Annotated in this window: 22 protein-coding genes; 7 read left to right on the plus strand and 15 right to left on the minus strand. The window is 71.9% G+C overall.

Translation table 11 applies throughout. The annotated features are described in order from the left end of the window. Window positions 1-3 precede the first annotated feature (3 nt). The 6 genes from holA to glf all read right to left on the minus strand — a co-directional run bounded on the left by holA (window position 4) and on the right by glf (window position 8,930). Entirely contained in the window at window positions 4-987 is a 984-nt protein-coding gene (gene holA, locus LO931_RS01455; RefSeq protein ID WP_229051426.1) for a DNA polymerase III subunit delta, read from the minus strand. Window positions 988-997: 10 nt separating this feature from the next. Beyond that, window positions 998-3,250, minus strand: a complete 2,253-nt coding sequence (locus LO931_RS01460; protein WP_229051427.1) for a DNA internalization-related competence protein ComEC/Rec2 — start codon at window positions 3,248-3,250, stop codon at window positions 998-1,000. Window positions 3,251-3,278: 28 nt separating this feature from the next. Next, complete coding sequence (locus LO931_RS01465; protein ID WP_229051428.1) at window positions 3,279-4,007, minus strand: ComEA family DNA-binding protein; 729 nt, start codon at window positions 4,005-4,007, stop codon at window positions 3,279-3,281. Window positions 4,008-4,102: 95 nt separating this feature from the next. Further along, on the minus strand, window positions 4,103-4,984 hold the full coding sequence (locus tag LO931_RS01470; RefSeq protein ID WP_229051429.1) for a DegV family protein: 882 nt from the start codon (window positions 4,982-4,984) through the stop codon (window positions 4,103-4,105). A gap of 71 nt (window positions 4,985-5,055) precedes the next feature. Next, on the minus strand, window positions 5,056-7,752 hold the full coding sequence (gene leuS, locus LO931_RS01475; RefSeq protein WP_229051430.1) for a leucine--tRNA ligase: 2,697 nt from the start codon (window positions 7,750-7,752) through the stop codon (window positions 5,056-5,058). Further along, the gene (gene glf, locus LO931_RS01480; protein ID WP_229053046.1) at window positions 7,749-8,930 is read right to left on the minus strand and encodes a UDP-galactopyranose mutase; all 1,182 of its coding nucleotides are present in this window, start codon (window positions 8,928-8,930) and stop codon (window positions 7,749-7,751) included. The genes leuS and glf overlap by 4 nt, the downstream gene beginning before the upstream one ends. A gap of 152 nt (window positions 8,931-9,082) precedes the next feature. Between glf and LO931_RS01485 the strand changes: the two genes are divergently transcribed. Further along, window positions 9,083-9,949: an ABC transporter permease gene (locus LO931_RS01485; RefSeq protein WP_229051431.1), complete on the plus strand. Its 867-nt coding sequence runs from the start codon at window positions 9,083-9,085 to the stop codon at window positions 9,947-9,949. A 7-nt stretch (window positions 9,950-9,956) separates the two neighbouring features. After that, window positions 9,957-10,691, plus strand: coding sequence for an ABC transporter ATP-binding protein (locus LO931_RS01490; RefSeq protein WP_229051432.1), 735 nt, complete (start codon window positions 9,957-9,959; stop codon window positions 10,689-10,691). Window positions 10,692-10,709: 18 nt separating this feature from the next. Here LO931_RS01490 and LO931_RS01495 read toward each other — a convergent pair whose 3' ends face one another. Next, entirely contained in the window at window positions 10,710-11,129 is a 420-nt protein-coding gene (locus LO931_RS01495) for a cupin domain-containing protein (RefSeq protein WP_229051433.1), read from the minus strand. Then, on the minus strand, window positions 11,126-11,911 hold the full coding sequence (locus LO931_RS01500) for a phosphotransferase (RefSeq protein WP_229051434.1): 786 nt from the start codon (window positions 11,909-11,911) through the stop codon (window positions 11,126-11,128). Before LO931_RS01500 ends, LO931_RS01495 begins: the two co-directional genes overlap by 4 nt. A gap of 9 nt (window positions 11,912-11,920) precedes the next feature. On the opposite strand from LO931_RS01500, the gene LO931_RS01505 reads away from it, so the two are divergent. Genes LO931_RS01505 through LO931_RS01515 form a run of 3 tightly spaced genes read left to right on the plus strand, consistent with a single transcriptional unit; the run spans window position 11,921 to window position 13,931 of the window. Further along, window positions 11,921-13,183, plus strand: a complete 1,263-nt coding sequence (locus LO931_RS01505) for a YibE/F family protein (RefSeq protein ID WP_229051435.1) — start codon at window positions 11,921-11,923, stop codon at window positions 13,181-13,183. 9 nt (window positions 13,184-13,192) lie between these two features. Beyond that, window positions 13,193-13,519 carry a hypothetical protein gene (locus tag LO931_RS01510; RefSeq protein WP_229051436.1) on the plus strand — a complete coding sequence of 109 codons (327 nt, stop codon included), beginning with the start codon at window positions 13,193-13,195 and terminating at the stop codon, window positions 13,517-13,519. Between the two features lie 10 nt (window positions 13,520-13,529). Further along, a complete protein-coding gene (locus LO931_RS01515; RefSeq protein WP_229051437.1) occupies window positions 13,530-13,931 on the plus strand; it encodes a hypothetical protein in 402 nt (133 codons plus the stop codon). Here the strand turns inward: LO931_RS01515 and LO931_RS01520 are convergent. From LO931_RS01520 to LO931_RS01550, 7 genes are all read right to left on the minus strand, one after another. Continuing rightward, complete coding sequence (locus tag LO931_RS01520; RefSeq protein ID WP_229051438.1) at window positions 13,928-14,548, minus strand: class F sortase; 621 nt, start codon at window positions 14,546-14,548, stop codon at window positions 13,928-13,930. The two genes, LO931_RS01515 and LO931_RS01520, sit on opposite strands and share 4 nt — an antisense overlap. Continuing rightward, on the minus strand, window positions 14,541-16,967 hold the full coding sequence (locus LO931_RS01525) for a hypothetical protein (protein ID WP_229051439.1): 2,427 nt from the start codon (window positions 16,965-16,967) through the stop codon (window positions 14,541-14,543). The genes LO931_RS01520 and LO931_RS01525 overlap by 8 nt, the downstream gene beginning before the upstream one ends. 210 nt (window positions 16,968-17,177) lie before the next feature. Next, window positions 17,178-17,699 (minus strand): hypothetical protein, encoded by a 522-nt coding sequence (locus LO931_RS01530; RefSeq protein WP_229051440.1) that lies wholly within the window; start codon window positions 17,697-17,699, stop codon window positions 17,178-17,180. Window positions 17,700-17,718: 19 nt separating this feature from the next. Next, complete coding sequence (locus tag LO931_RS01535) at window positions 17,719-18,060, minus strand: VOC family protein (RefSeq protein ID WP_229051441.1); 342 nt, start codon at window positions 18,058-18,060, stop codon at window positions 17,719-17,721. Further along, window positions 18,057-18,398 (minus strand): DUF2200 domain-containing protein, encoded by a 342-nt coding sequence (locus tag LO931_RS01540; RefSeq protein WP_229051442.1) that lies wholly within the window; start codon window positions 18,396-18,398, stop codon window positions 18,057-18,059. The genes LO931_RS01535 and LO931_RS01540 overlap by 4 nt, the downstream gene beginning before the upstream one ends. A 54-nt stretch (window positions 18,399-18,452) precedes the next feature. After that, complete coding sequence (locus tag LO931_RS01545; protein ID WP_229051443.1) at window positions 18,453-19,691, minus strand: RNA polymerase sigma factor; 1,239 nt, start codon at window positions 19,689-19,691, stop codon at window positions 18,453-18,455. Then, complete coding sequence (locus LO931_RS01550; protein ID WP_255657683.1) at window positions 19,688-20,035, minus strand: YciI family protein; 348 nt, start codon at window positions 20,033-20,035, stop codon at window positions 19,688-19,690. Before LO931_RS01550 ends, LO931_RS01545 begins: the two co-directional genes overlap by 4 nt. Window positions 20,036-20,182: 147 nt before the next feature. Here LO931_RS01550 and LO931_RS01555 point away from each other — a divergent pair, with 147 nt between their 5' ends. Then, window positions 20,183-21,526 carry an MFS transporter gene (locus tag LO931_RS01555; protein WP_229051444.1) on the plus strand — a complete coding sequence of 448 codons (1,344 nt, stop codon included), beginning with the start codon at window positions 20,183-20,185 and terminating at the stop codon, window positions 21,524-21,526. Next, complete coding sequence (locus tag LO931_RS01560; RefSeq protein ID WP_229051445.1) at window positions 21,523-22,134, plus strand: hypothetical protein; 612 nt, start codon at window positions 21,523-21,525, stop codon at window positions 22,132-22,134. Before LO931_RS01555 ends, LO931_RS01560 begins: the two co-directional genes overlap by 4 nt. The last annotated feature ends 2 nt before the right edge of the window (window positions 22,135-22,136 follow it).

Below are 22,136 nucleotides of genomic sequence, written 5' to 3' on the forward strand. Positions count from 1 at the left end.
GCATCATCCGCGGGACGGACGGCGCCGCAGGGACGCGACGCGCAGCACCATGCGCTCGGTGGCGTACTCCGGGTCGGCCGTGGCGCCCTTGACGTCGAGGTCGGCCTGCGCCACGGCGGCCAGCGCACCCTGCAGCCCGGTGGCGTCCCACTGCTGCAGCTGACGGCGCATCCCCTGGATCTTGAACGGAGGAGCGCCGACGTGCTTCGCGAGGTCGGCGTCGCGAAGTCCCTGGGGGGCCGTGGCGAGGCGGACGAGCTGTCGGACGCCGGACGCGACGGCCGAGACCACCACGACCGGCGAGGTGCGCGAGGCAAACGCCCAGCGCAGGCGCTCGACCGCGATGTCGAGCCGCCCGTCGAGCACGGCGTCGGCGATCTCGTAGCCGCGCACCTCGGCGCGACCGCCGAAGTACCGGCGCACGACCTCGACGGAGATGTCGTCGCCCTCGGGCACCGAGGCCACGAGCTGGTCGGCCGCACCGGCGAGCGCCCGAAGGTCGAGGCCCACCGCGGTGACGAGGGTGCTGGCGGCCTCGTCGGACATCGAGGTGCCGAGGCGCTTGACCTCGGCGCGCACCCAGCCCGCGTGGTCGCGCTCGTACTTCGGGGCCTCCTGCTTGGCCTCGGAGACCGCGCTCAGCTTGCGGAGCTTGTCGAGCACGCCGCGACCCTTCTGGCCGCCACCGTGCACGAGCACGAGCGCGACCTCGGGGGCGGGCTCGGCCGCGTAGGCCAGCAGCTCGGCCTGCACGTCGTCGCCCAGGTCCTGCAGGTCGTGCACCACCACGGCGCTGGCGGTGCTGAACAACGAGGGGCTGGTGAGGGTCAGGAGCTCACCGGGGACGAGCTGCCCGGCCACGCACTCCGACACCTCGCACTCGGGCTCCTCGGCCAGGACGGCGGAGACGGCCCGGCGACGGGTGCGGTCGGCGAGGAACTCCGATCCGCCCGTGATGAGCAGGATCCTGCCGAAGACCGAGGGCACGCACGCGAGTCTAGTCGCGCGTCAGGACACGGAGTCCACCGTCGCGCACGACGACCCCGAGGTCGCCCTGAAGGTCGGTGCGCCACCAGGTCGCCCCGAGCCGGGCGAGCAGCTCGAGCGTCGACGGCGCGGGGTGGCCGTAGTCGTTGTCGCGCCCGGCACTCAGCAGCGCGACGGACGCCCCGGTGGCCAGGACGAAGTCGGGGTCCTGGTGCGCGCTGCCGTGGTGCGGCACCTTCAGCACGTCGGCGCGGACGTCGGTGCCGGCTCGCAGGATGGCCCGCTGCGCCTCCGGCTCGACGTCTCCCGTCAGCAGCAGCCGCACGCCGTCGACCTCGAGTCGGAGCACGAGGCTCAGGTCGTTGCGGTCCTCGCCCGGGGTCGGTTCCCGCTCCAGGGGCCACAGCACCTCGAGCCGCACCGGGCCGACCTCGATCACGTCACCGGCCGCCGCGAGCTCGACGGGCACGCCTGGGACGTCCGGCCCGCCCGAGGCCCCCACCACGACCGTGTCGACCGCGCGGTCGCGCGTCACGCCCTGCCACCCCGCCACGTGGTCGGCGTCGGCGTGGGTCAGCACCAGGGCCGACACGCGGTCGATGCCGAGCCGGCTCAGACAGCGATCGATGGGTTCGGGCTCCATCCCCGTGTCGACCACGACGGCGCGCCCCTCCCCCGCATCGATCACGAGACCGTCGCCCTGTCCGACGTCGCACGCCACCAGCACCCAGTCGTCCGGCGGCCAGCCCGGGCTCGGCGGTCGCCAGACGACGACGGCCAGTCCGACGACGAGCCCGATCGTGACGGCCGGGCGACGCAGCAGCCACCAGAGCACGACCGCGGCGACGGGGACGACCACGAGGCTGACCCACCACGGGCCCGCCCATGAGACGGCAGCACCGTCGAGCCCGCCGGCGTGCCGGGCGACACCGACCAGCCACCGCGCCCCGAGGGCAGCAATGGTCCCGGCCACCGATCCGAGCGCCGGGTGCAGAAGCCACAGCAGGCCCCCGAGCAGGCCCGCGACCGTGGTGGGCGCGACCGCCGGCGCCGCCACGATGTTGGCCAGCACCGCGACGACCGACAGCTCGCCGCTGAGCGCCACGAGAGCCGGCGTGCAGGCGACCTGCGCCGCCAGCGGCACGGCGGTCGCGACGGCCGCCCACCGCGGCAGCCAGCGCATCCGCGTGACGAGCGGCGGCGCCAGCACGACGATGCCCGCCGTGGCACACACCGACAGCACGAAGCCGGGTGAGCGACCCAGCCACGGGTCGACCACCAGCAGCGCCAGCACGGCCACGGCCAGCGCCCGCACCCCGCCGGCGGCACCGACGCCGAGCGCGACGATGCCCACCACGCCCATCGCCGCCGCACGCAGGACGCTCGGCTCGGGGCGGGCGACGAGCACGAAGCCCACGACCGCCACGAGTCCCAGCACCACCCACCACCGGCGCCGCACCCCGAGGACCCGGGCGACGCCGAGCACGGCCGCGAGCACGATCGTGAGGTTGGTCCCGGACACCGCGAGCAGATGGGTGAGCCCGCTCCGGCGGAAGTCCTCCTCGAGCGGGTCGGAGACGGCTGCGTCGTCGCCGTCGACCAGGGCCGGCACCAGGGCACGAGGGTCGAGCGGCTCGTGCGAGACCGACTCCCGCACGCCGGTGCGCACCCGCTCGCTCATGGCCCACCACCACGGCACGCCCGGCAGCACCTCGACGTCGAGGGCGCCGAGCACGGCGACCTCGGCGGGATCGTCCGACGGCGAGGCCCGAGCGGTGACCGCGACACGGCGACCGACCGTCAGGTCACGCACGTCGACTTCGGTGGCCGTGGCCGGCACGAAGACCGTCACGGCACCGCCGTCGCGCACCGCACCGAGCCGGCTCGTGCCCTCGACCACCTGGCCGGCCAGCACCACGCCGTCGCCGCCTGGGGCGCGATACGCACGTCCGTCGACCGTGACCTCGAGGACCACCTCGACGGTCACCCCTCGCTCGGCCCACGCACGCACCGGAGAACCCTCGACCGCGGCGACCTGCCACGCCGCGGACGCCGCCACGACCCCGACGAGGCACGCGGAGACGGTGAAGACCGGACGCCGCACCAGCGCTGCCAGCGCGACGCATGCACCCGCCGCGGTGAGCGCGACCCAGGACGGCTGCCCGACGGCCCAGGCCGCAAGCGCCCACGCCAGTGCCGCCGCCGGCACCAGGCGCAGGTCGTGCCGAGGCCGCAGCAGCGCCTCATCCGGTGACGAGGTCACGGGGTCAGACGGTGACGAGGTCACGGGGTCAGACGGTGACGAGGTCACGGAGATCGGCGAGCGTCGCCTCGCCGATGCCCCGCACCTCGAGCAGGTCGTCGACGCTCGTGAACGACCCGTTCTCGGTGCGCCAGTCGATGATCGACTGCGCCGTGACCGGGCCGACCCCGGGCAGCTCGTCGAGCTCGTCGGCCGTCGCCGTGTTGAGGTTCGTGGCTCCACCTGGGGTCGAGCCGGAGCCGGCCGGCGCGACGGGTGCGACGCCCACCAGCACCTGCTCACCGTCGACGAGCTTGCGCGCCAGGTTCAGCCCCGAGGTGTCGACGACGCCGGCCAGCCCGCCGGCGGCCTCGATCGCCTCGTGCACCCGCGAGCCCGCCGGGAGCGCGACGATGCCGGGACGCTGCACGAGTCCGGCGACGTCGACCACGATCTCGCCGGTCTCGACCGGCCCTTCGGTGGCCTCCGAGACCGCCGGAGCGTCGCCGACGCCGGCCGGGTCGGCCTGGGGACGGCCCGACAGCACCGACCACGCCAGCACGACCGCGGCTCCGACCACGACCGCCACCACCACCCGCACGTGCAGCCGGGTGACGCGCCGATGGAGCGGCGCGGCGGGAACCGGCACCGCAGGCGGAGTCGTGGGCTCGGCGACCGGGGCTCCGTGCGCCGGAGGAGGCACGTGCTCGTCGAAGGACGCGACGAGCTGCGCGAGTCTGCGGCGGGCGATCTCCGCGCGGGTCTCCTCGGTGTCCACGTCCCGACGCTAGGTGGCCGGAGCCTCCCGCGGGCCGACGAACCGGCGGCCTGTGGACGACGCGGCCTGTGGACGGAGCTGCCGCTGGACGACGCTCAGTGCGGCGTGACGGTGACCGCGACCGTGCCCGGCCCGACGTGCGCACCGATCACGGCGCCGACCTCGTCGACCGCGATGGCGTCGCGCTCGAGCCGCTTGGCCAGCCGCTCGGCGAGCTGCTCGGCCACGGGCGCGTTCGCGAGGTGCTGCACCCCGATGTCGTAGCCGTCGAGCTGCTCGGCGGCCTCGGCCGCGAGCGTCTCCATGCGGGCGATGGCCTTCCCCGAGGTGCGCACCTTCTCGAGCGGCACGACGAGGCCGTCGGTGATCGTCAGCAGCGGCTTGACCGCCAGGGCCGAGCCGATCAGGGCGCCCACCGCGTTGACCCGACCGCCGCGACGCAGGTACTCGAGCGTGTCGACGTAGATCAGGGCCGTGGAGCTGGACCCGGCGACCCGGGCGACCTCGGCGACGTCCTCCGGGCTCACGTCCTCACCGCGGGCCCGCGCCGCGAGACCGGCCGCGAAGCCGGTCGCGAGCCCGACCTGACGCGAGTCGACGACCGAGACCGGCACCGGCGAGCGCTTGGCGGCGAGCATCGCGGAGTCGAGCGTGCCCGACATGCGGCTCGACAGGTGCACCGAGACGATCGACGTCGCGCCCTCCTTGGCCAGACGCGCGTAGACCTCCGCGAACTCGTCCGGGTTGGGGCGGGACGTGCTGACCGGCACGAATTCCTTGAGCGCCGCGGCGATCAGGTCGGCGGACGTGTCGACGCCCTCGGTGTAGGTGTCGGCTCCCACGACGACGCTGAGCGGGACGACGGCGATCCCCTCACGCTCGGCGTCAGCGGGATCGAGCGACGCCGTCGAGTCGGTGACGACCGCAACGCCCCCGGGGAACGCCGCGGACTTCTTCGTGCGTCGTTTCCCGGCCATGCGCGGAGTCTATAGCGGGCAGGCGTAGCCCCCGGGAGGTTGACCGCGCCGGAAGGCACGCCCTTCGAGCATCAGACGACGATGTTGACGAGCTTCGGCGCCTTGACGATGACCTTGCGGACCTCGCGGCCGTCGATCGCCCGCTGCACGTTGGCCTCACCGAGAGCCAGCTCGGTGAGCTGCTCCTCGGTCGCGTCGGCCGCGACGTCGAGCTTGGCGCGCACCTTGCCCTGCACCTGCACGATGCACAGCACCGTGTCGGCGACCAGGTGGGCCGGGTCGGCTACCGGGTACGGCGCCCGCGCGAGCGAGCCCTCGTGCCCCAGGCGGGCCCAGATCTCCTCGGCCAGGTGCGGCGCCAGCGGCGCGAGCATCAGCGCGAGGGGCTCGATCGCCGCGCGGGCGGTGACCTCGGCCTTCGTCAGGTGGTTCGTCAGCTCGATGAGCTTCGCGATCGCGGTGTTGAACCGCAGCCCGTCCATGTCGGCCGCGACGCCCTCGATCGTGCGGTGCAGCACGCGCAGAGTGGCGGCGTCGAGCTCGGCGTCGGTCACGACGGACTCACCGGTCTCCTCGTCGACGACGAGGCGCCACACGCGCTGCAGGAAGCGCTGCGAGCCGACGACGGCGCGCGTCTCCCACGGTCGCGAGACGTCGAGCGGGCCCATGCTCATCTCGTAGACGCGGAACGTGTCGGCGCCGTACGCGTCGTACATCTCGTCGGGCGTGACGACGTTCTTGAGCGACTTGCCCATCTTCCCGTACTCGCGGTCGACGGGCTCTCCGTTCCAGGTGAACGTCGGGACGCCGGCGTCGGACACCGTCTCCTCGACCTCGTCGGCGGGCACGTAGGTGCCACGGGCGTCGGTGAAGGCGTAGGCCTGGATGTAGCCCTGGTTGAAGAGCCGGTGGAACGGCTCCTCGCTCGAGGTGTGGCCCAGGTCGAACAGGACCTTGTGCCAGAAGCGCGCGTACAGCAGGTGCAGCACGGCGTGCTCGACACCGCCGACGTACAGGTCGACTCCGCCGGTGCCACCGGTCTCGCGCGGCCCGAGCCAGTACTCCTCGTTCGCGGCCGAGACGAGCTCATCGCCGTTGTGCGGGTCGGCGTAGCGCAGCTCGTACCAGCTCGATCCGGCCCAGTTGGGCATCGTGTTGGTCTCGCGGCGGTACTGCTTCGGGCCGTCACCGAGGTCGAGCGTGACGTGCACCCACTCGTCGACGCGTCCCAGCGGCGGCTCGGGCTCGCTCGTGACGTCGTCGGGCGCGAACGTGCGCGGGCTGTAGTCCGGCACCTCGGGCAGCTCGACGGGCAGCATGTGGTCGGGCACCGCGATCGGGTTGTCGTGCTCGTCGTAGACGATCGGGAACGGCTCGCCCCAGTAGCGCTGGCGGCTGAACAGCCAGTCCCGCAGGCGGTACGTCGTGGTGCCGGTGCCGTGACCGCTGGTCTCGAGCCACGCGATGATCGTCGACTTCGCGTCGTCGACCGACAGGCCGTCGAGGCTCACGTCGTCGTTGGAGGAGTTCACGATCGTGTCGCCCGCGATGACCTCCACGGTCGGCAGGCCCAGGACCTCGGCGAACTCGGCGTCGCGCGCGTCGCCGTCGGGGACGGCCATGATCGCGCCGGTGCCGTAGCCCATCAGGACGTAGTCGGCCACGAGCACGGGGATCTGCTCACCATTGACCGGGTTGGTCGCGGTGCTGCCCGTCAGCACGCCGGTCTTGTGCTTGTCGGCCTGGCGCTCGACGTCGGTCTTGGCCGCGGCCGTCTCGCGGTAGGCGGCGACCGTCTCGGCCTGCTCCGGCGTGGTCAGGGCGTCGACCAGCGGGTGCTCGGGCGAGAGCACCATGAACGTCGCGCCGAACAGCGTGTCGGGGCGCGTCGTGAAGACCCGGATCGGGCCGGCGGGCGACGCGAAGTCGACGTGCGCGCCGTGGGACCGGCCGATCCAGTTGCGCTGCATCAGCTTGACCGGCTCCGGCCAGTCGACGCGCTCGAGGTCGTCGATCAGGCGGTCGGAGTAGGCGGTGATGCGCATGTTCCACTGCCGCAGGCTGCGGGTGAACACCGGGAAGTTGCCGCGCTCGGAGCGGCCCTCGGCCGTGACCTCCTCGTTGGCCAGCACGGTGCCCAGGCCCGGGCACCAGTTGACCGGCGACTCCGACACGTAGGCCAGGCGGTGCGTGTCGATCACGGCGGGGTCGGACGTGCCCATCTTCTCGACCAGCTCGGCGATCGGGCGTGCCTTCTGCTGCTCGGGGTCGAACCAGGCGTTGAACAGCTGCAGGAAGATCCACTGCGTCCAGCGCACGAAGTCGGGATCGATCGTCGCGAACGAGCGGCGCTCGTCGTGGCCCAGGCCGAGGCGCCGCAGCTGGCGCCGCATGTTGGCGATGTTGGCCAGGGTGTTGTCGCGCGGGTGCTCCCCCGTCGAGATCGCGTGGATCTCGGCCGGGAGCCCGTACGCGTCGTAGCCCAGCGCGTGCAGCACGTTCTTGCCCAGCATGCGCTGGTGGCGGCCGACGACGTCGGTCGCGATGTAGCCCAGCGGGTGGCCGACGTGCAGGCCCGCACCCGAGGGGTACGGGAACATGTCCATCAGGAAGTACTTCTCGCCCAGCTCACCGGCCGTGGGGTCGGCCAGGTCGCCCTCGGGGTTGACCGCGTGGAACGTGCCCTCGGCCTCCCAGCGGTCCTGCCAGCGCTGCTCGATCTCCGCCGCGAGCGCAGCGGTGTACCGGAAGCCCTGGTTCTCGCTCACGCCTTGCTCGCCGGCGTGACGTCGTTCAGGGCGGGGATCAGCTCGGGCAGCTGGTTGTCGAACATCGACAGCGCCGAGCCGATCGCCATGTGCATGTCGAGGTACTGGTACGTGCCCAGGCGGCCACCGAACAGCACCTGCGGCTCGGCCTCCGCGCGGGTGCGGTACGCCAGCAGCATCTCGCGGTCCTCGGGGGTGTTGACCGGGTAGTACGGCTCGTCGTCGCCCTCGGCGAAGCGCGAGAACTCGCGCATGATGACGGTCTTGTCCTTCGGCGCGTCCCGCTCGGGGTGGAAGTGGCGGAACTCGTGGATGCGCGTGTAGGACGCGTCCGAGTCGGCGTAGTTCATGACCGAGGTGCCCTGGTAGTCACCCACCGGCAGCACCTCCTCCTCGAAGTCGAGCGTGCGCCACGACAGGTGACCCTCGGAGTAGTCGAAGTAGCGGTCGACGGGGCCCGTGTAGACGATCGGCAGCTGGCCGAGCGTCTGCGCCTTGCTGGCGTCGTGGGAGTCGTCGAAGAAGTCGGTGTCGAGCCGGACCTCGATGTTCTTGTGGTCGGCCATGCGCTCGAGCCACGCGGTGTAGCCGTCGACCGGCAGGCCCTCGTGGGTGTCGTTGAAGTAGCGGTTGTCGTAGGTGTAGCGCACGGGCAGGCGGCTGATGATCTCCGGCGGCAGCTCGGTGGGCGAGGTCTGCCACTGCTTCGCGGTGTAGTCGCGGATGAACGCCTCGTACAAGGGGCGGCCGATCAGGCTGATGCCCTTCTCCTCCAGGTTCGACGCGGAGGCGGACTCGAACTCGCCGGCCTGCTCGGCCAGCAGCGCGCGGGCCTGGTCGGGCGAGTGCGCGGAGCGGAAGAACTGGTTGACCGTGCCCAGGTTGATGGGCAGCGGGTACACCTCGCCCTTGTGGACGGTGTAGACGCGGTGCACGTAGCTCGTGAAGGCCGTGAAGCGGTTGACGTACTCCCACACGCGCTCGTTGGAGGTGTGGAACAGGTGCGCGCCGTAGCGGTGGACCTCGATGCCCGTCTCCGGCTCGAACTCGCTGTACGCGTTGCCGCCGAGGTGCGAGCGACGGTCGATGACCACGACCTTCTGGCCGTGCTCGGCAGCACGCTCGGCGATCGTCAGGCCGAAGAAGCCCGAACCGACGATCAGCAGATCAGCATTCACCACGGGAGATTCCTTGCTCGTTGGACGACGGGGCGTGGGTCGCGGCGCGGTGGCACCGCAGGACACACAGCCCTCCACGTTACCGGAGCGCGCCCGGCTACACTCACTGCGACCGTCAGGGCGCTCGAGGCGCTGACCACGAAGGAGAGCACGTGTCGGTACGCGCTGGTGACCCGGTGCCCGAGCTGGTCGACCCGGGGCGCGGGCTCGGCCTGGTCGACGTCTTCCGACGCCGCTACCTGCTGCAGCTCCTGACCCGCAAGGACGTCCAGGTCCGCTACCGCGGCTCGGTGCTCGGCTGGGCCTGGTCGTTCGTGAAGCCGGCCGCGCTGTTCGCGGTCTACTTCCTGGCGCTCGGCGTGTTCCTGCGTCTGAACGACACGATCGAGCACTACCCGATCTACCTGTTCTCGGGCCTCATCCTGGTCAACTTCTTCAGCGAGTCGTTCACCAACTCCACCCGCTCGCTGGTCGAGAACGGTCCGCTGATCAAGAAGATCTTCATGCCGCGCGAACTGTTCCCCGTGGCCACGGTCTTCGTCGCGATCGTCAACCTGCTGCCGCAGGTCGGCATCCTGCTGGTCGTGTGCCTCGCCATCGGGTGGACGCCCACCGTGCTGCAGGTGCTCGGGGTGCTCCTGGCGATCGCGATCATCATGATCTTCGCGCTCGGCCTGGGCATGCTCTTCGGTGCGGCGAACGTCTCGTACCGCGACTCGCAGAACTTCGTCGAGCTGATCGTGATGGTCGCTCCGTGGGCCGCGCCGGTGCTCTACCAGTGGAACATGGTCAAGGACGTCGTCCCGGACTGGCTCTTCACGATCTACCAGCTCAACCCCGTCACCTCCGCGGTCAACCTGATGCACCAGGGCTTCTGGGAGCCGACCACCAGCAACGGCACCGTCGCCCCCGACACGTGGCTCTTCGCCGGCATCGGCCTGCTGTCCTCGCTGATCGTGCTCGCCGCCGGCCAGTTCGTCTTCCACCGACTGGAGGGTCGTTTTGCCCAGGACCTCTGAGGCCCGCGTGCAGGTCACCGACCGCACCGCCGTCGCCGTCTCCGACGTGCGCAAGACCTTCCTGCTGCGTCACACGCACTCGCTCAAGGAGTCGATGGTCGCGCTCGTCCGCGGCCGCAAGATCTCCTCGACGTTCGACGCCCTCAGCGGGGTCGACTTCGCGATCGAGGCGGGCGAGTCCGTCGCGCTGCTCGGCTTCAACGGCTCCGGCAAGTCGACGCTGCTCAAGCTGATCTCCGGCGTGCTGCGCCCGGATGCGGGCACGGTGCGCATCCGCGGTCGAATCGCTGGGCTCATCGAGGTGGGCGCCGGCTTCCACCCTGACCTGTCCGGACGCGAGAACGTGTACCTCAACGCCGCGATCCTCGGCATGACGAAGGACGAGATCGACTCCCGCTTCGACGACATCGTCGCGTTCAGCGAGATCGAGAAGTTCATCGACACCGAGGTCAAGCACTACTCCTCGGGCATGTTCCTGCGCCTGGCGTTCTCCGTCGCGGTGCACACCGAGGTCGACATCCTGCTGGTCGACGAGATCCTCTCGGTCGGCGACGAGCCGTTCCAGCGCAAGTGCCTCGAGCGCATCCGTGAGCTGCAGGCGGCCGGCAAGACGCTCGTGGTCGTCAGCCACGACCTCAACATGGTCTCGGACCTCTGCAGCCGCGGCATCCTGCTGCGCGAGGGCAAGGTCATGTTCGACGGCGACGCCAAGCTCGCCGTCGAGCAGATGCGCGCCCAGTAGCAGGACGCGACCCGCGGTTCAGCCCTCGAGGCGGAAGTCGGCGAAGTCGAAGCCGGGCGAGACGAGGCAGCTGACCAAGGCATCGGCGTCGCTCGGGACGGTCCGCTGCCAGACGCCGGCCGGCACGAGCACCTGAGGCTCGGCGTCGACGGCGCACGTGTGCGTGACGACCTCGGCACCCGGCTGCTCTCCCGCCCCGGCGAGCTCCAGCGTGACCGAGCCCGACTGGGCGATCCACAGCTCGTCGGAGGCGACGGCGTGCCAGGCGGACGACTCCCCGGCCGGCAGGTGGAAGTGGATCAGCGTCGCGGTCGCCCGGACGCGCCCGTCCGGCAGCGTCACCTCGACCGGGGAGCGCCAGGTCTCGGCGAACCAGCCACCCTCGGGGTGGGGCTCGAGCCCGAGCCGCTCGATGTCGCTCGTGCCGCCATCGCTCATGACAGGGCCGCCTCGATCTCGGCGCGACGCTCGCGGAACGCCGCGACCCGGTCGCGGGTGCGCTGGGGCTCGCCCTTGGTCTGCAGGTTGAGCATCCCCGGATCGCCCCGCTCGATGCCCGCGGCGATGCGCTCGGTGGCCATGGTCATGCGGCGGTCGACGGCGTCGAGCAGAGTCAGCGGGCCGCACTCGGCATACGCGTCGACCACGAGGTCGAGGCGGCGGGCCGTCTCGGCGGCACCGATGTCGCGGTAGAGCGGGATCGCGGTCCAGCAGAGGAAGGCGAGGTCGTCGAGCGGGTCGCCCGGACCGGCGAGGTCCCAGTCGATCATCGCGACGAAGTGGCCGCTCTGGATGATCCAGTTGTAGGCGCCCGGGTCGTTGTGGCAGATGATCTGGCCCTGCTCGAGCTCCACGGGCTCCTCCCCCGTCTGCCGCCAGATGCGTGGGCTGTCGGGTCGGAAGGAGTCGACCAGGTCGTGGAAGTCGCGCAGCCAGCCGACCGCCTCGACCAGCACGTCGTCGAGCACGACCTCGTCGTCGACCGGCACGCCGCGACCCTCGACGTAGGAGACGATCTCGCGGCCCTCGTCGTCGATGCCTCCGACGTGCGGGATGCCGCCGAGCCCCTCGTCGGCGAGCCAGGTCAGCAGCTCGTGCACCGCCGGGGTCCAGGGGCCGGTGGGACGGCGGACCGTGCGGCCCACCTTCCAGACGCCGCCCGAGCCTCCGGGCAGGTGCTCCGGCGTGGGACCTTCGGACGGGGAAGCCTCGCGTGACACCCTGGCATCGTGTCACACACGCACGGCCACGGCTCCCTCGATGTCGGCCCTCCTCGACCCCAGCTGGCCCGCACCTTGGGCGGCATCGTCGCCGCGATCGCGGTGGCCACGGGCATCGCGATGGCGATGCTCTGGCCCTCCGCGGAGGACGTCCCCCGCAACACCGACCCGTTCGGCGGCGAGGGCGTCACGACGGTCGAGGCCACCGTGACCGGCCTCGAGCCGTTCGACTGCGGCAGCACCGGCGAGGTCGACATCGACAGCATGCCGACCGTCGCGGGCGAGTGCGCGAACGTCACCGCCACGGTCGAGCAGGGCGAGGCCGAGGGCGACACCGCCGAGTTCCAGCTCAACTCCACGAACTACGTCGCCGGGACCGTCGCCGAGGGCGACCACGTGCGGCTCGTGCAGTACGAGATCGAGGGCGGCGCGTTCGGCTACGAGTTCCGCGACTTCGTGCGCGGGTTCCCGCTCGCGGCCCTCGCCATCGCGTTCGCGGTGCTGGTGGCCCTGATCGGTCGCTGGCGCGGGCTCTTCGCCCTCGTCGGCATCGGCGTGACGCTGCTGGCCCTCATGACGTTCGTGCTGCCCGGCATCCTCTCCGGCCAGGCACCGCTGCTGATCGCGGTGGTCGGCTCGACGGGCATCATGATCGCCGTTCTCTATCTGGCCCACGGCATCTCCATCCGCACGACGTCGGCCCTGTTCGGCACGCTGTTCGGCATCGCGTTCACCGCCGCAGCCGGGCTCATCGGCACTGACTGGTCGCACCTGACCGGCCTGACCTCCGAGGACGACGCCCTGCTGCTCGCGACCGTGCCCCAGCTGCAGATGCAGGGCATCGTCGCGGCGAGCATGGTCATCGCCGGGCTCGGCGTGCTCAACGACGTGACGGTCACGCAGGCCAGCGCGGTCTGGGAGCTGCGCGCCCTCCAGCCGTTCGCGTCCGCGTGGGAGCTGTTCCGCTCGGCGATGCGCATCGGTCGCGACCACATCGCCTCCAGCGTCTACACGCTCGTCTTCGCGTACGCCGGGTCTGCCATGACCGTGATGCTGCTGATCACGGCCTACCAGCGCGGGCTCGTGGACGTGCTCACGAGTGGCGAGATCGCCCAGGAGGTCGTGCGCACGCTCGTCGGCGCGATCGGCCTGGTGCTGGCCGTGCCGGTCACCACCGCGTTCGCCGTCTGGCTCGCTCCGCAGGCGCGCCAGCACGAGGAGCCCGAGCCCCGCGTCGCCGGAAGGCGGGTGCGGCGACCCGACGAGGCGTAGGGTTGCCCCATGTCCTGGTTGGAACCCGTCCTCGTCATCGGGGGCATCCTGACCGCCGGCTTCGTCGCCGTCTGGCTCTTCCAGCGGTCGCTCGACCAGCCCGGCGGACGCGCGGGCCTCGGCACGGGCGGCAACGGTCTCGGCCTGGTCGAGAACCTGTTCAGCCCCGGACGCGGTGACGCCCGCGAGGAGCTCGACCGCCAGAAGAAGGCCGGTGCCGTGCTCCCGTCCGCCGACGACGAGCAGCCGCGCACCGACGCGGAGTTCGACGAGGACGGCAAGCTGACCAGCGTCACGCTGCGTCGCGTCAACCCCACGCGCCCCGCCGACGACTGACTCCCGGCCGATGACGCGCTACTGCATCGATCCGGCCACCCTGCTGCACCTCGCCCGATCAGGGCAGCGCGCGCATCCCTCGCACCAGCTCGTCGCGCCGAGCGCGCTGCGGACCCAGGCACTCACCCTGCTTCTCCCCCTCGCCGCTGATGGTGAGCTCGACGACCGTGCCGTGCTCGAGCTCCACACGGCGATGACCGAGATCAAGGTGCGTCTGCTGGGCGACCGGGTCTCGCGCCGTGGTGCCTGGCAGATCGCCCGAGAGCACGGGTTGGAGGACCTGCGGCTCGCGGAGTACCTCGCCGTGACCCGCCTGCAGGCCGATGCCCTCGTGACGACCGATGCTGAGCTGCTGACGCTGGCCGACGGCGTCGTCCCGCTGGCCGACACCGCCGCCCTGATCCGTCCCTAGCCCGCCGGAACGGCCGTCACGATCGCCGAGTCCCGGAAGCTGCGCCGTCCCTGCTTGACGACCAGCGGGCCGGTGCACGTCACGACGGTCAGGCGCCGCTCCCCCGTGGTGGCGAAGTGCTCACGCGCCATCACCTTGTCCCGCGAGGTCTCGAGGGCGACGACGACCCACTCGCGCCCTTCACCCGCGTCGTCGCGCGTGTAGATCCGTGAGCCCGGCGAGATCAGGGGCAGGTCGTGCAGCGCCCCGTCCTCGCCCCTTGCCTGCACGTGACCGGCGATGAAGGTCGATCCCTCCTGCGACGAGAGCGGCGAGGTGCGTTCGTCCTGGCCGACGACGGCCGGGTCACCGGGGACCTCCAGCACCCCGGCCCTGACCCCGACCTGCTCGATCGGGGCGTGCACGTCGAGCGACGGGATGAAGATCGACCCGTCCTCCATGTCGTCGGCGCTCATCGACGCGCTGGCCGTCGGGCCCTGCGGGTTCGCGTTCGGGGCGCGGAACGAGCTGATCGGGGCCGGCCCGTCCGCCGGTCTGGCCAGCACGACGACCACCGCACCGAGCACGACCGCGAGGACGCCTGCGACCAGCGGAGCCCGCCGGGCCCGCTCAGCCATCGGTCGTCCGCCGGCGCCGGACCTGCCACACGGAGGAGCCAGCGCCACCGGCCATCAGCAGCAGGCCGAGGACGAACCACACCGACACGGATGCTCCGGACGGCTCGCCGGCCGGCACCGCGGGCACCTCCGGCACGAACAGGATCGTCTCGGCGGGCAGGCCGGCCTCGTCGACCGCCGCTGCACCGATCATCTTCTCGTGGTCGGGCGTCCACGAGACGACGAACGTCGCGCAGAGCGCGTGGTCGCCGTCGATCACGGTCGCGCTGGAGGTGAAGACCCCGTCGTCGGTCGTGGCGATCGGCTCGATCTGCCCCGCCTCGGTGCCGTTCGCCGCCCAGTCGACCTCGGTGCAGCCGTCGCCCACCGGCGATGCGGTGAGGACCTTCCCGGTCAGGGTGCCGGGCTGGCCCTGCGTGCCGGCCAGCGTGATGACGTCCTCGAACCGGCCGCCGAGGTAGGTCGTGCTCGCCTGCGCGACGGTCGCGATGGTCGGTTCGGCGACCATGCCCGTCTCCGTCTCCAGACCGGGCGGCGACTCGAGCTCGGTGCCGGGTGCGTCGTCGAACGTGAAGGTCTCCGACCACGTGTAGCAACCGATCTCGGTGACGGTCACGTCCGAGGTGGTCACGTCGCCGTCGCCCGCGAACGGGACCGTCTCGGTGTGGTGCCGGGGCGCCTGGCCGGACGCGACCATCTCGCCCCACACCGCAGGATCGAGCCAGCAACCTCGCTCCGCATTCGGCGCCACCGGACCCCACAACGTCGCCTCGAAGGTGCCCGTGGCGCCCGCGCTGCCGCTGATGGTCACGGTGTCGCTGAACGACTCCCCCGGTGCCACCACCGACGCGTTGATCTGTGTGACCGCCTCCGGCACCTGAGCGAGCGTCGTCTGCTCGGCGCGACCGGCAGGGTGGTCGACGCGGTAGATCTCGGCACCCTGGCTGTTCGTCGCGACGAGGGTCTCGCCGAAGGAGTAGCAGCCGCGCTCAGTCGGCGTGAACTCGCCGATGCCGGTGAACGTCAGCTGGGTGCTGGTGACCGGGGTGGGCCCGAACTCGTGGGCGATCGGCGCGTTCGTCCAGTCCGCGCCGCCGCATCCTCGGCCGTCGGAGGCGACCGGTCCGTAGAGGCGGCCGGTCAGGACCGTGCTGATCGGGCCGCGACCGTCGTGGTCGTAGACCGTGCCGGTCACCGTGACGGTGTCGCTGATCGGCTGACCCACGACGACCTCCTGGCGGCTGACCTGGGTCGAGACGTCCGGCGGAGGTGCCACCAGAGACGTCTCCGAGCCCACGCCGTAGTTGCCGGCAAACCCCCGGTTGCGCGGACTGGGCGTGCTCTCCGGGTCGCCGTCGATCTCCTCCTGCCAGACGAAGTACCCCTGGGCCGGCAGCGTCAGCGACGTGGTGTCGACCGTGGCTGCGCCGCTGCCGTCGACCGTGACCTCGTACTCGACCGTGCCGACCACGGGCGTGCCCGCAGGCGGCGCAGGCGACTCGGTCGGCTTGGCGGGCAGCGGCCCGAACAGGGTGGAGCGGCCGGTGAGGGTCGACATCGGCTTGGCGCCGGTGATGCGGATCGTGTCGTGCACCTCGACGCCCGGAGCCGAGGCCGTCACCACGCTGGTGTCGGTGACGGCCGACGGCGCGTAGTCGAAGACGGCGAGCTGCTCTCCCGTGGACCCGGTCAGCGGCTCGTCCCCCACGCGCGTCGTGATCCGCTGGTGGCCGGGGCTCTCCGACGGGTGCGAGGTGACGTAGTTCGACGGCACGGACGTCTCGGCCGAGACCGTGAACCCGCCGTTGCCCGTGGCCCGGAGGCCGACCTCCTGCGGGGCGCCGGTCGAGGTGACGGTGATCGAAGCCGTGCCGGTCGCCTCGAAGACGACCGGGCCGCTGGCGGTCAGCGTGATCAGGCGACCGGGCATCCAGCCGCCGGGCGCCTGGACGCCCACGCCGCCGAGGCTCCAGGTCAGTCCGGGCGGTGTGGAGGTCGAGGTGAGCCCCAGCGGGATGGACCTGGCGCCGGCGTAGGCGTTCGCCTCGGCCACGATCTGGGCCACGCGCCCTCCGACGCCGACGTCGGGCGTGGGGTTCTTGTGGTTGCTCGGCACCGCCGGATCGTTCTTGACGATCGTGGCGACGGCGGCGCCGGTGGTGTCGTCGAGGTTGGAGCCGTCGCCGTTCGTCACGTGGTTCAGCGCCCAGGCCGAGGTGGGCGCGTAGACACTGGTGCCTGGCAGGAGCGTGGTGGGCGCGGCGCGACCGTTGCCGGTGCACACACCGACCACTCCGTGCACGGCCTCGACGCCCACGTAGGTCGAGGGGTGGGCCTTGCCGGCGATGCGCTCGACGGCGGCCGACGCGGTGCCGGCGCCGGTGGTCATCACCCCGGCGAGCACGACGACGGAGGCCACGAGCCCTCGTGCGGCCAGCGTCCGTCGTCGGGTTCGTGCGGGTGGGCTGTCTGGGCGTCGGTGCTGGCTCATCGTGGTCCTCGTCTGCTGGCGGCCACGCCGATCCGGTGGCACTGCCAGGACGCTAGGCGCGCAGGTCAGCCCTCCGCGCCCACCGCGAGGTCGCCTGTGGACGGCCGGAGGCTGTGCACAACCAGCGCACCAACAGGGTCAGGACCGCGGTCGCGCCCAGCCGAGGTCCGCGGCGGCGAGAGCTTCACCCAGCAGCCGCATGGCCTTCGGGCCGACGCCGTGCAGGTCCGCGATCTCCGACTCCGTGCGGGTCGAGAGCTCGGCCAGGGTCGAGATGCCGGCTCCGTGCAGCGCCGAGGTGGCAGGGCGCCCGATCGCGCGGGGCAGGTCACCGTCCGCGGACGCGGCAGCCGCCGACACCTTCGTGAGACGGCCCGGGGCGCGGTGCGCCCACGCCCGACCGATCACGGCGTTGGCCTGCATCCCGTTCATCACGTCGAGCGGCACGAGAACTCCACCCTCGACCACCGAGGCGCCGGGGATGTCCTCGGTGACCTTCCGCGCGTCGTCGCCGGGCAGGCTCAGCTCGATGCCTGACCGGTCCGCCGTGACCGTCACGAAGGTCTGCCCCGCGACCGCGTACGACTCGCCCCCGTCGGCGCACTTCTCGACCTCGTCCAGCCGCGTCACCGCGGTCCGCACGTGCGCCAGGCTCGTCATGCGCCCGAGGCTAGCCGCCCTAGCCGGCGCTTGAAGGGGTCGAGCCGACGCGGACACGGTTGCCGTCGGGGTCGGTGACCTCGCAGTCGCGCGCCCACGGCATGTCCTCGATCGGCACGCCGAACTCCGCCGCCACCGCGTCGACGTCCTCGACCCAGAGGTAGAGCAGTCCCGGGCCGAGGGCGTCGCCCGTGTGCTGCGACAGGTGCACCTGCGCATCGCCTCGCACCAGACCGACGTACCAGGGGAAGCCCGGTTCGAACTGGTGGCGGAAGTCTTCGGCGAAGCCCAGCCGCGCCCACCAGGCGAGGGCCTGGTCGACGTCGCTGATGCGCAGGATCGGCACGGCCTGGGTGGTCACGCCCGCAGGACCTTGACCATCGGCCGCCCCTTGGCCAGCTCGTCGACGAGCTTGTCGAGGTAGCGGATCTTCTGCATCAGGGGGTCTTCGACCTCCTGCACCTTCACCCCGCAGACCGAGCCGGTGATGAGCGAGACGTTGGGGTTGATCTCGGCCTCCGCGAAGAAGTCGAGAAACGTGGTCTCGGCGTCGAGGTGCTTCTGCAGCTGCTCCTCGTCGAACCCGGTGAGCCACTCGATCACCTCGTGCAGCTCGGCCTTCGTGCGGTCCTTGCGCTCGACCTTCGTCACGTAATGGGGGTAGACGGAGGCGACGCTCGTCGTGAAGATCCGGTGCACCTTCCCGAGAGTAAGTGAGGTGGCGGGTCGCTGGCGAGCGTTCTGGACGGACCGTCAGCGACCGAGCTCGTCCCGCCGGCGGGTCAGGTACGCCTGCTCGGCCGGGTTGTCGCCGGCCGCGATCGCCGCGTCGTAGGCAGCGCGGGCCTCGGCGCTGCGGCCAAGTCGGCGCAGCAGGTCGGCCCTGGTCGCGTGCCACGCGTGGTACCCGTCGAGATCGAGCCGGTCGACGATGGCGAGTGCGACCTCGGGTCCGTCGAGCTCCGCGATCGCGATCGCCCGGTTGAGGGCGACGACCGGCGTGGGTGAGACCGCGTAGAGCTGGTCGTAGAGCTGCGCGACCTGGCTCCAGTCGGTGTCGCGGGCGTCGCGAGCATCGGTGTGGACCGCGTTGACGGCGGCCATGAGCTGGTACCGACCGGGCGCCGCTCCCCCGCCGGCCACCCGGGCCAGGCACTCGCGCACCAGCGCGTGCCCCTCCGCGACGAGCTCGCGGTCCCAAGCGCCGCGGTCCTGCTGGTCGAGCGTGACGAGCTCCCCGCCCGCCACCCGTGCGGTGCGGCGGGCCTCGATCAGCAGCATCAGCGCCAGCAGCCCGGCCACCTCGCCGTCGTCCGGCACCAGCTCGCGCAGCAGGCGACCGAGCCGGATCGCCTCACCCGTCAGGTCCGCGCGGATCGGGTCGTCGCCCGTACCCGCCAGGTAGCCCTCGTTGAACACGAGGTGCACCACGTCGAGCACGGTCCCCAGCCGGTCGGTGACGTCGGTGCCGTCGGGCACGCGAAACGGGATGTTCGCGGCCTTGATCTTGTGCTTGGCGCGGGTGATGCGACGGGCCATCGTGGTCTCCGGCACGAGGAAGGCCCGCGCGATCTCCTCGACGGTCAGCCCGCCGAGCATGCGGAGCGTCAGCGCCACGCGCGCCTCGCCCGGCAGGGCGGGGTGGCAGCACGTGAACATCAGCCGGAGGCGGTCGTCCTCGACCACGCCGGTCGGTTCGTGCGCGGTGTCGTCAGTGATCATCAGGGCTGCCTGGTGCTTGGTGTCGCGCTGGGACTCGCGGCGGATGCGGTCGATCGCGCGGTGCGTGGCGGTGGTGGTGAGCCATCCGCCGGCGTTGGGCGGGACGCCGTCGGTGGGCCACTTCTCCAGCGCGACGACGAGGGCCTCGGCGGCCGCGTCCTCAGCGAGGTCGAGGTCGCCGAAGCGGCGAGTGAGTGCGGCGACGACGCGCCCGTGCTCCTCGCGGAAGGTCCGCTCGACCTCCGCGAGGAGCTCCGGCGTCGTGCTCACACCGAGTGGAAGGGACGGACCTCGATCGGGTCGTTGCAGGCCTTGGACGCCTCGGCCGCGAGCGCGATCGCCTCGTCGAGGTCGGCGGCCTCGATCACCCAGAAGCCCGCGAGGTGCTCCTTGCTCTCGACGTACGCGCCGTCGGTGACGACCGCGTCGCCACCCCGGGCGTCGATGCGCGTGGCGGTGTCGACGCCCTGGAGGCCGCCGACGAAGACCCACTGGCCGCTGGCCTGGAGCTTGTCGGTGAACGCGCCGGTCGCGGCGAACATCTCCTGCGCCTCGGGCGAGTCCATCGCCGGGTAGGCGCCGGTGTGCTGGACGGAAAGCATGTACTGCGTCATGGTCGTGCCTCTCGTGTGCGGCGGCCCGGTGGCTGCCTCTCACCCTGTCATCGAACGGGCCCGACCGGATACGACAACTTCGCGAGAAAAAGTTTCGGCGGCGCTCCGCCACGGGCGATTCCCTGGTGCCGCTGAGAGGATGACGGGATGCGTCTCGTCACGGCTCCCCTGCTCGCCGTGACGGTGGGGCTCGTCCTGGCGGACTCGGCGATCGTGACGCTCGCGCTGCCGGAGATCCTGCACCACCTGGACGCCTCGGTCGGCCAGGTCGCGTGGGTGCTGATCGCCTACAACCTGGTGCTGGGGCTCGGAGCGGTGCCTGCCGCGCTGGCGTTCCGGCGCGCGGATCCGCGGATCTTCACCGCCGTCGGCATCGCGATGTTCGCGGGGGCCTCCGCCTGGTGCGCGTTCGCGGACTCGATCGAGGTGCTCATCGTCGCGCGGTGCGTGCAGGCCGTCGGCGGCGCGCTGGCGCTCGTGGGCTGCCTCGAGCAGCTGGTGGCCGAGCGCGGTGAGCGTCGCGGTGTCGGGTGGTGGGTCACCGCGGGCGTCATCGGCACGGCCGTCGGCCCGGTCGCGGGCGGACTCCTCACGCAGGCGATCTCGTGGCAGGCGATCTTCGTCGTGCAGGTGCCGTTCGCGGCCCTCGCCGTGCCGGCCGCCCTGGCCGTGCGCGCGGTTCCGCAGCAGGGCCCGGACCGTCACCGTCCCGCGATCCGCGCGAACCTGACCCTCGCCCTGCTGTCGGCCGCGCTCACTGCGGCGCTGTTCCTGCTCGTGCTGCTGCTGGTCGAGGGCTGGGGCCGCTCCCCCGCCACGGCCGCCCTGACGGTGTCGGTCGTGCCCGTCGCCGCGATCGCCGCGCGTCCGCTGGCACGGCTCTTCCGGCCGCCGCCCGAGGTCGAGATTGCGGTCGGCTGCTTCCTCGTCGCCGGTGGCCTCGTGGGCCTCGCGATCCCGCCGTCGTCGAACCTGCTGTGGAGCGTCGCCCCGCAGGCGCTCGTGGGCCTCGGGCTGGGCCTGACGGTCGACCAGCTCACCTCGCGGGCGATGGACCTGCGCCTGCCGCGCTCGGAGCACGCCGCCTGGACGATCGGCGCACGACACGTCGGCGTCGTGCTGGGCCTGGCCGTCCTCACCCCGGTGTTCACGGCCGACCTGCAGGACGCGCAGGAGCCGGCGCAGGAGGCCATCACCTCGCTCGTGCTCGACTCACCGCTCATGCCGCAGGACAAGGTCTCCGTGGCCGAGGCGCTCGGCGGTGCGCTCGTGGACCAGCAGGGCCAGGTGCCCGAACTGGCTCCCGCGTTCGACCGCATCGACGTCGCCGCCGGCGAACAGCCAGCCCTCGACCAGCTCGAGCGCGACCTCGACGACCAGCTCGAGCGGGCCGCCACCCGCGCGTTCCGCGACTCGTTCCTGATCGGTGCTGGCCTCGCGCTCGCCGCCCTGCTGACCCTCGTGCCGCTGGGCCGCCGGAGGTCCTCGTGAATGCCACCGCCCGCTGGGCCGGGCTGCCGGTGCTTGCACTCGTTCTCGTGGCCCTGGTGGTCGGCGTGCAGCTCGGCAACGGCGGCGGCTCCTACGAGCCGCTGAAGCCGGCCGACCCGTGCGCCGAGCGCGAGGTGACCTCCCGGGCCGAGGGCATCGAGGGGCTCACCGAGCAGCTCGTGCTCATCGGCATCGACGAGGCTGCCTGCACGCTCCAGGTCAGCCGCGAGGAGCTGACGCTCGAGCTCGCCCGGCCCGGTGAACGCAACGACGCCCAGGTCGACGCGCTGCGCGACGGGCTGAAGACCGCCGTCACCCGCATGAAGGACGACGGCACGCTCCCGCCGGCGTCCGCCCTCGTTGACGAGGCCCTCGAGTCCTCCGACCTGAACGGCTTCCTGAAGACCGCGATCCGCGCGCTGCCCGACGGCGTGATCGACGCTGCGCTCAAGACCGACGACGTGCTCACGCGCGCGATCGACAAGCTCGACCTGCGCGACCTGCTGGAGAACCTCACCAGCCAGGCCGACCTCGAGCAGCAGATCGGTGCCGCGGTCGAGGAGGCCGTGAAGGACTCCCTCCGCGACCGGCTTCGCAACCTGATCTGACG

Origin of the sequence: Aeromicrobium sp. Leaf350, from assembly GCF_916858655.1 — a bacterium.
GTDB lineage: Bacteria > Actinomycetota > Actinomycetes > Propionibacteriales > Nocardioidaceae > Aeromicrobium.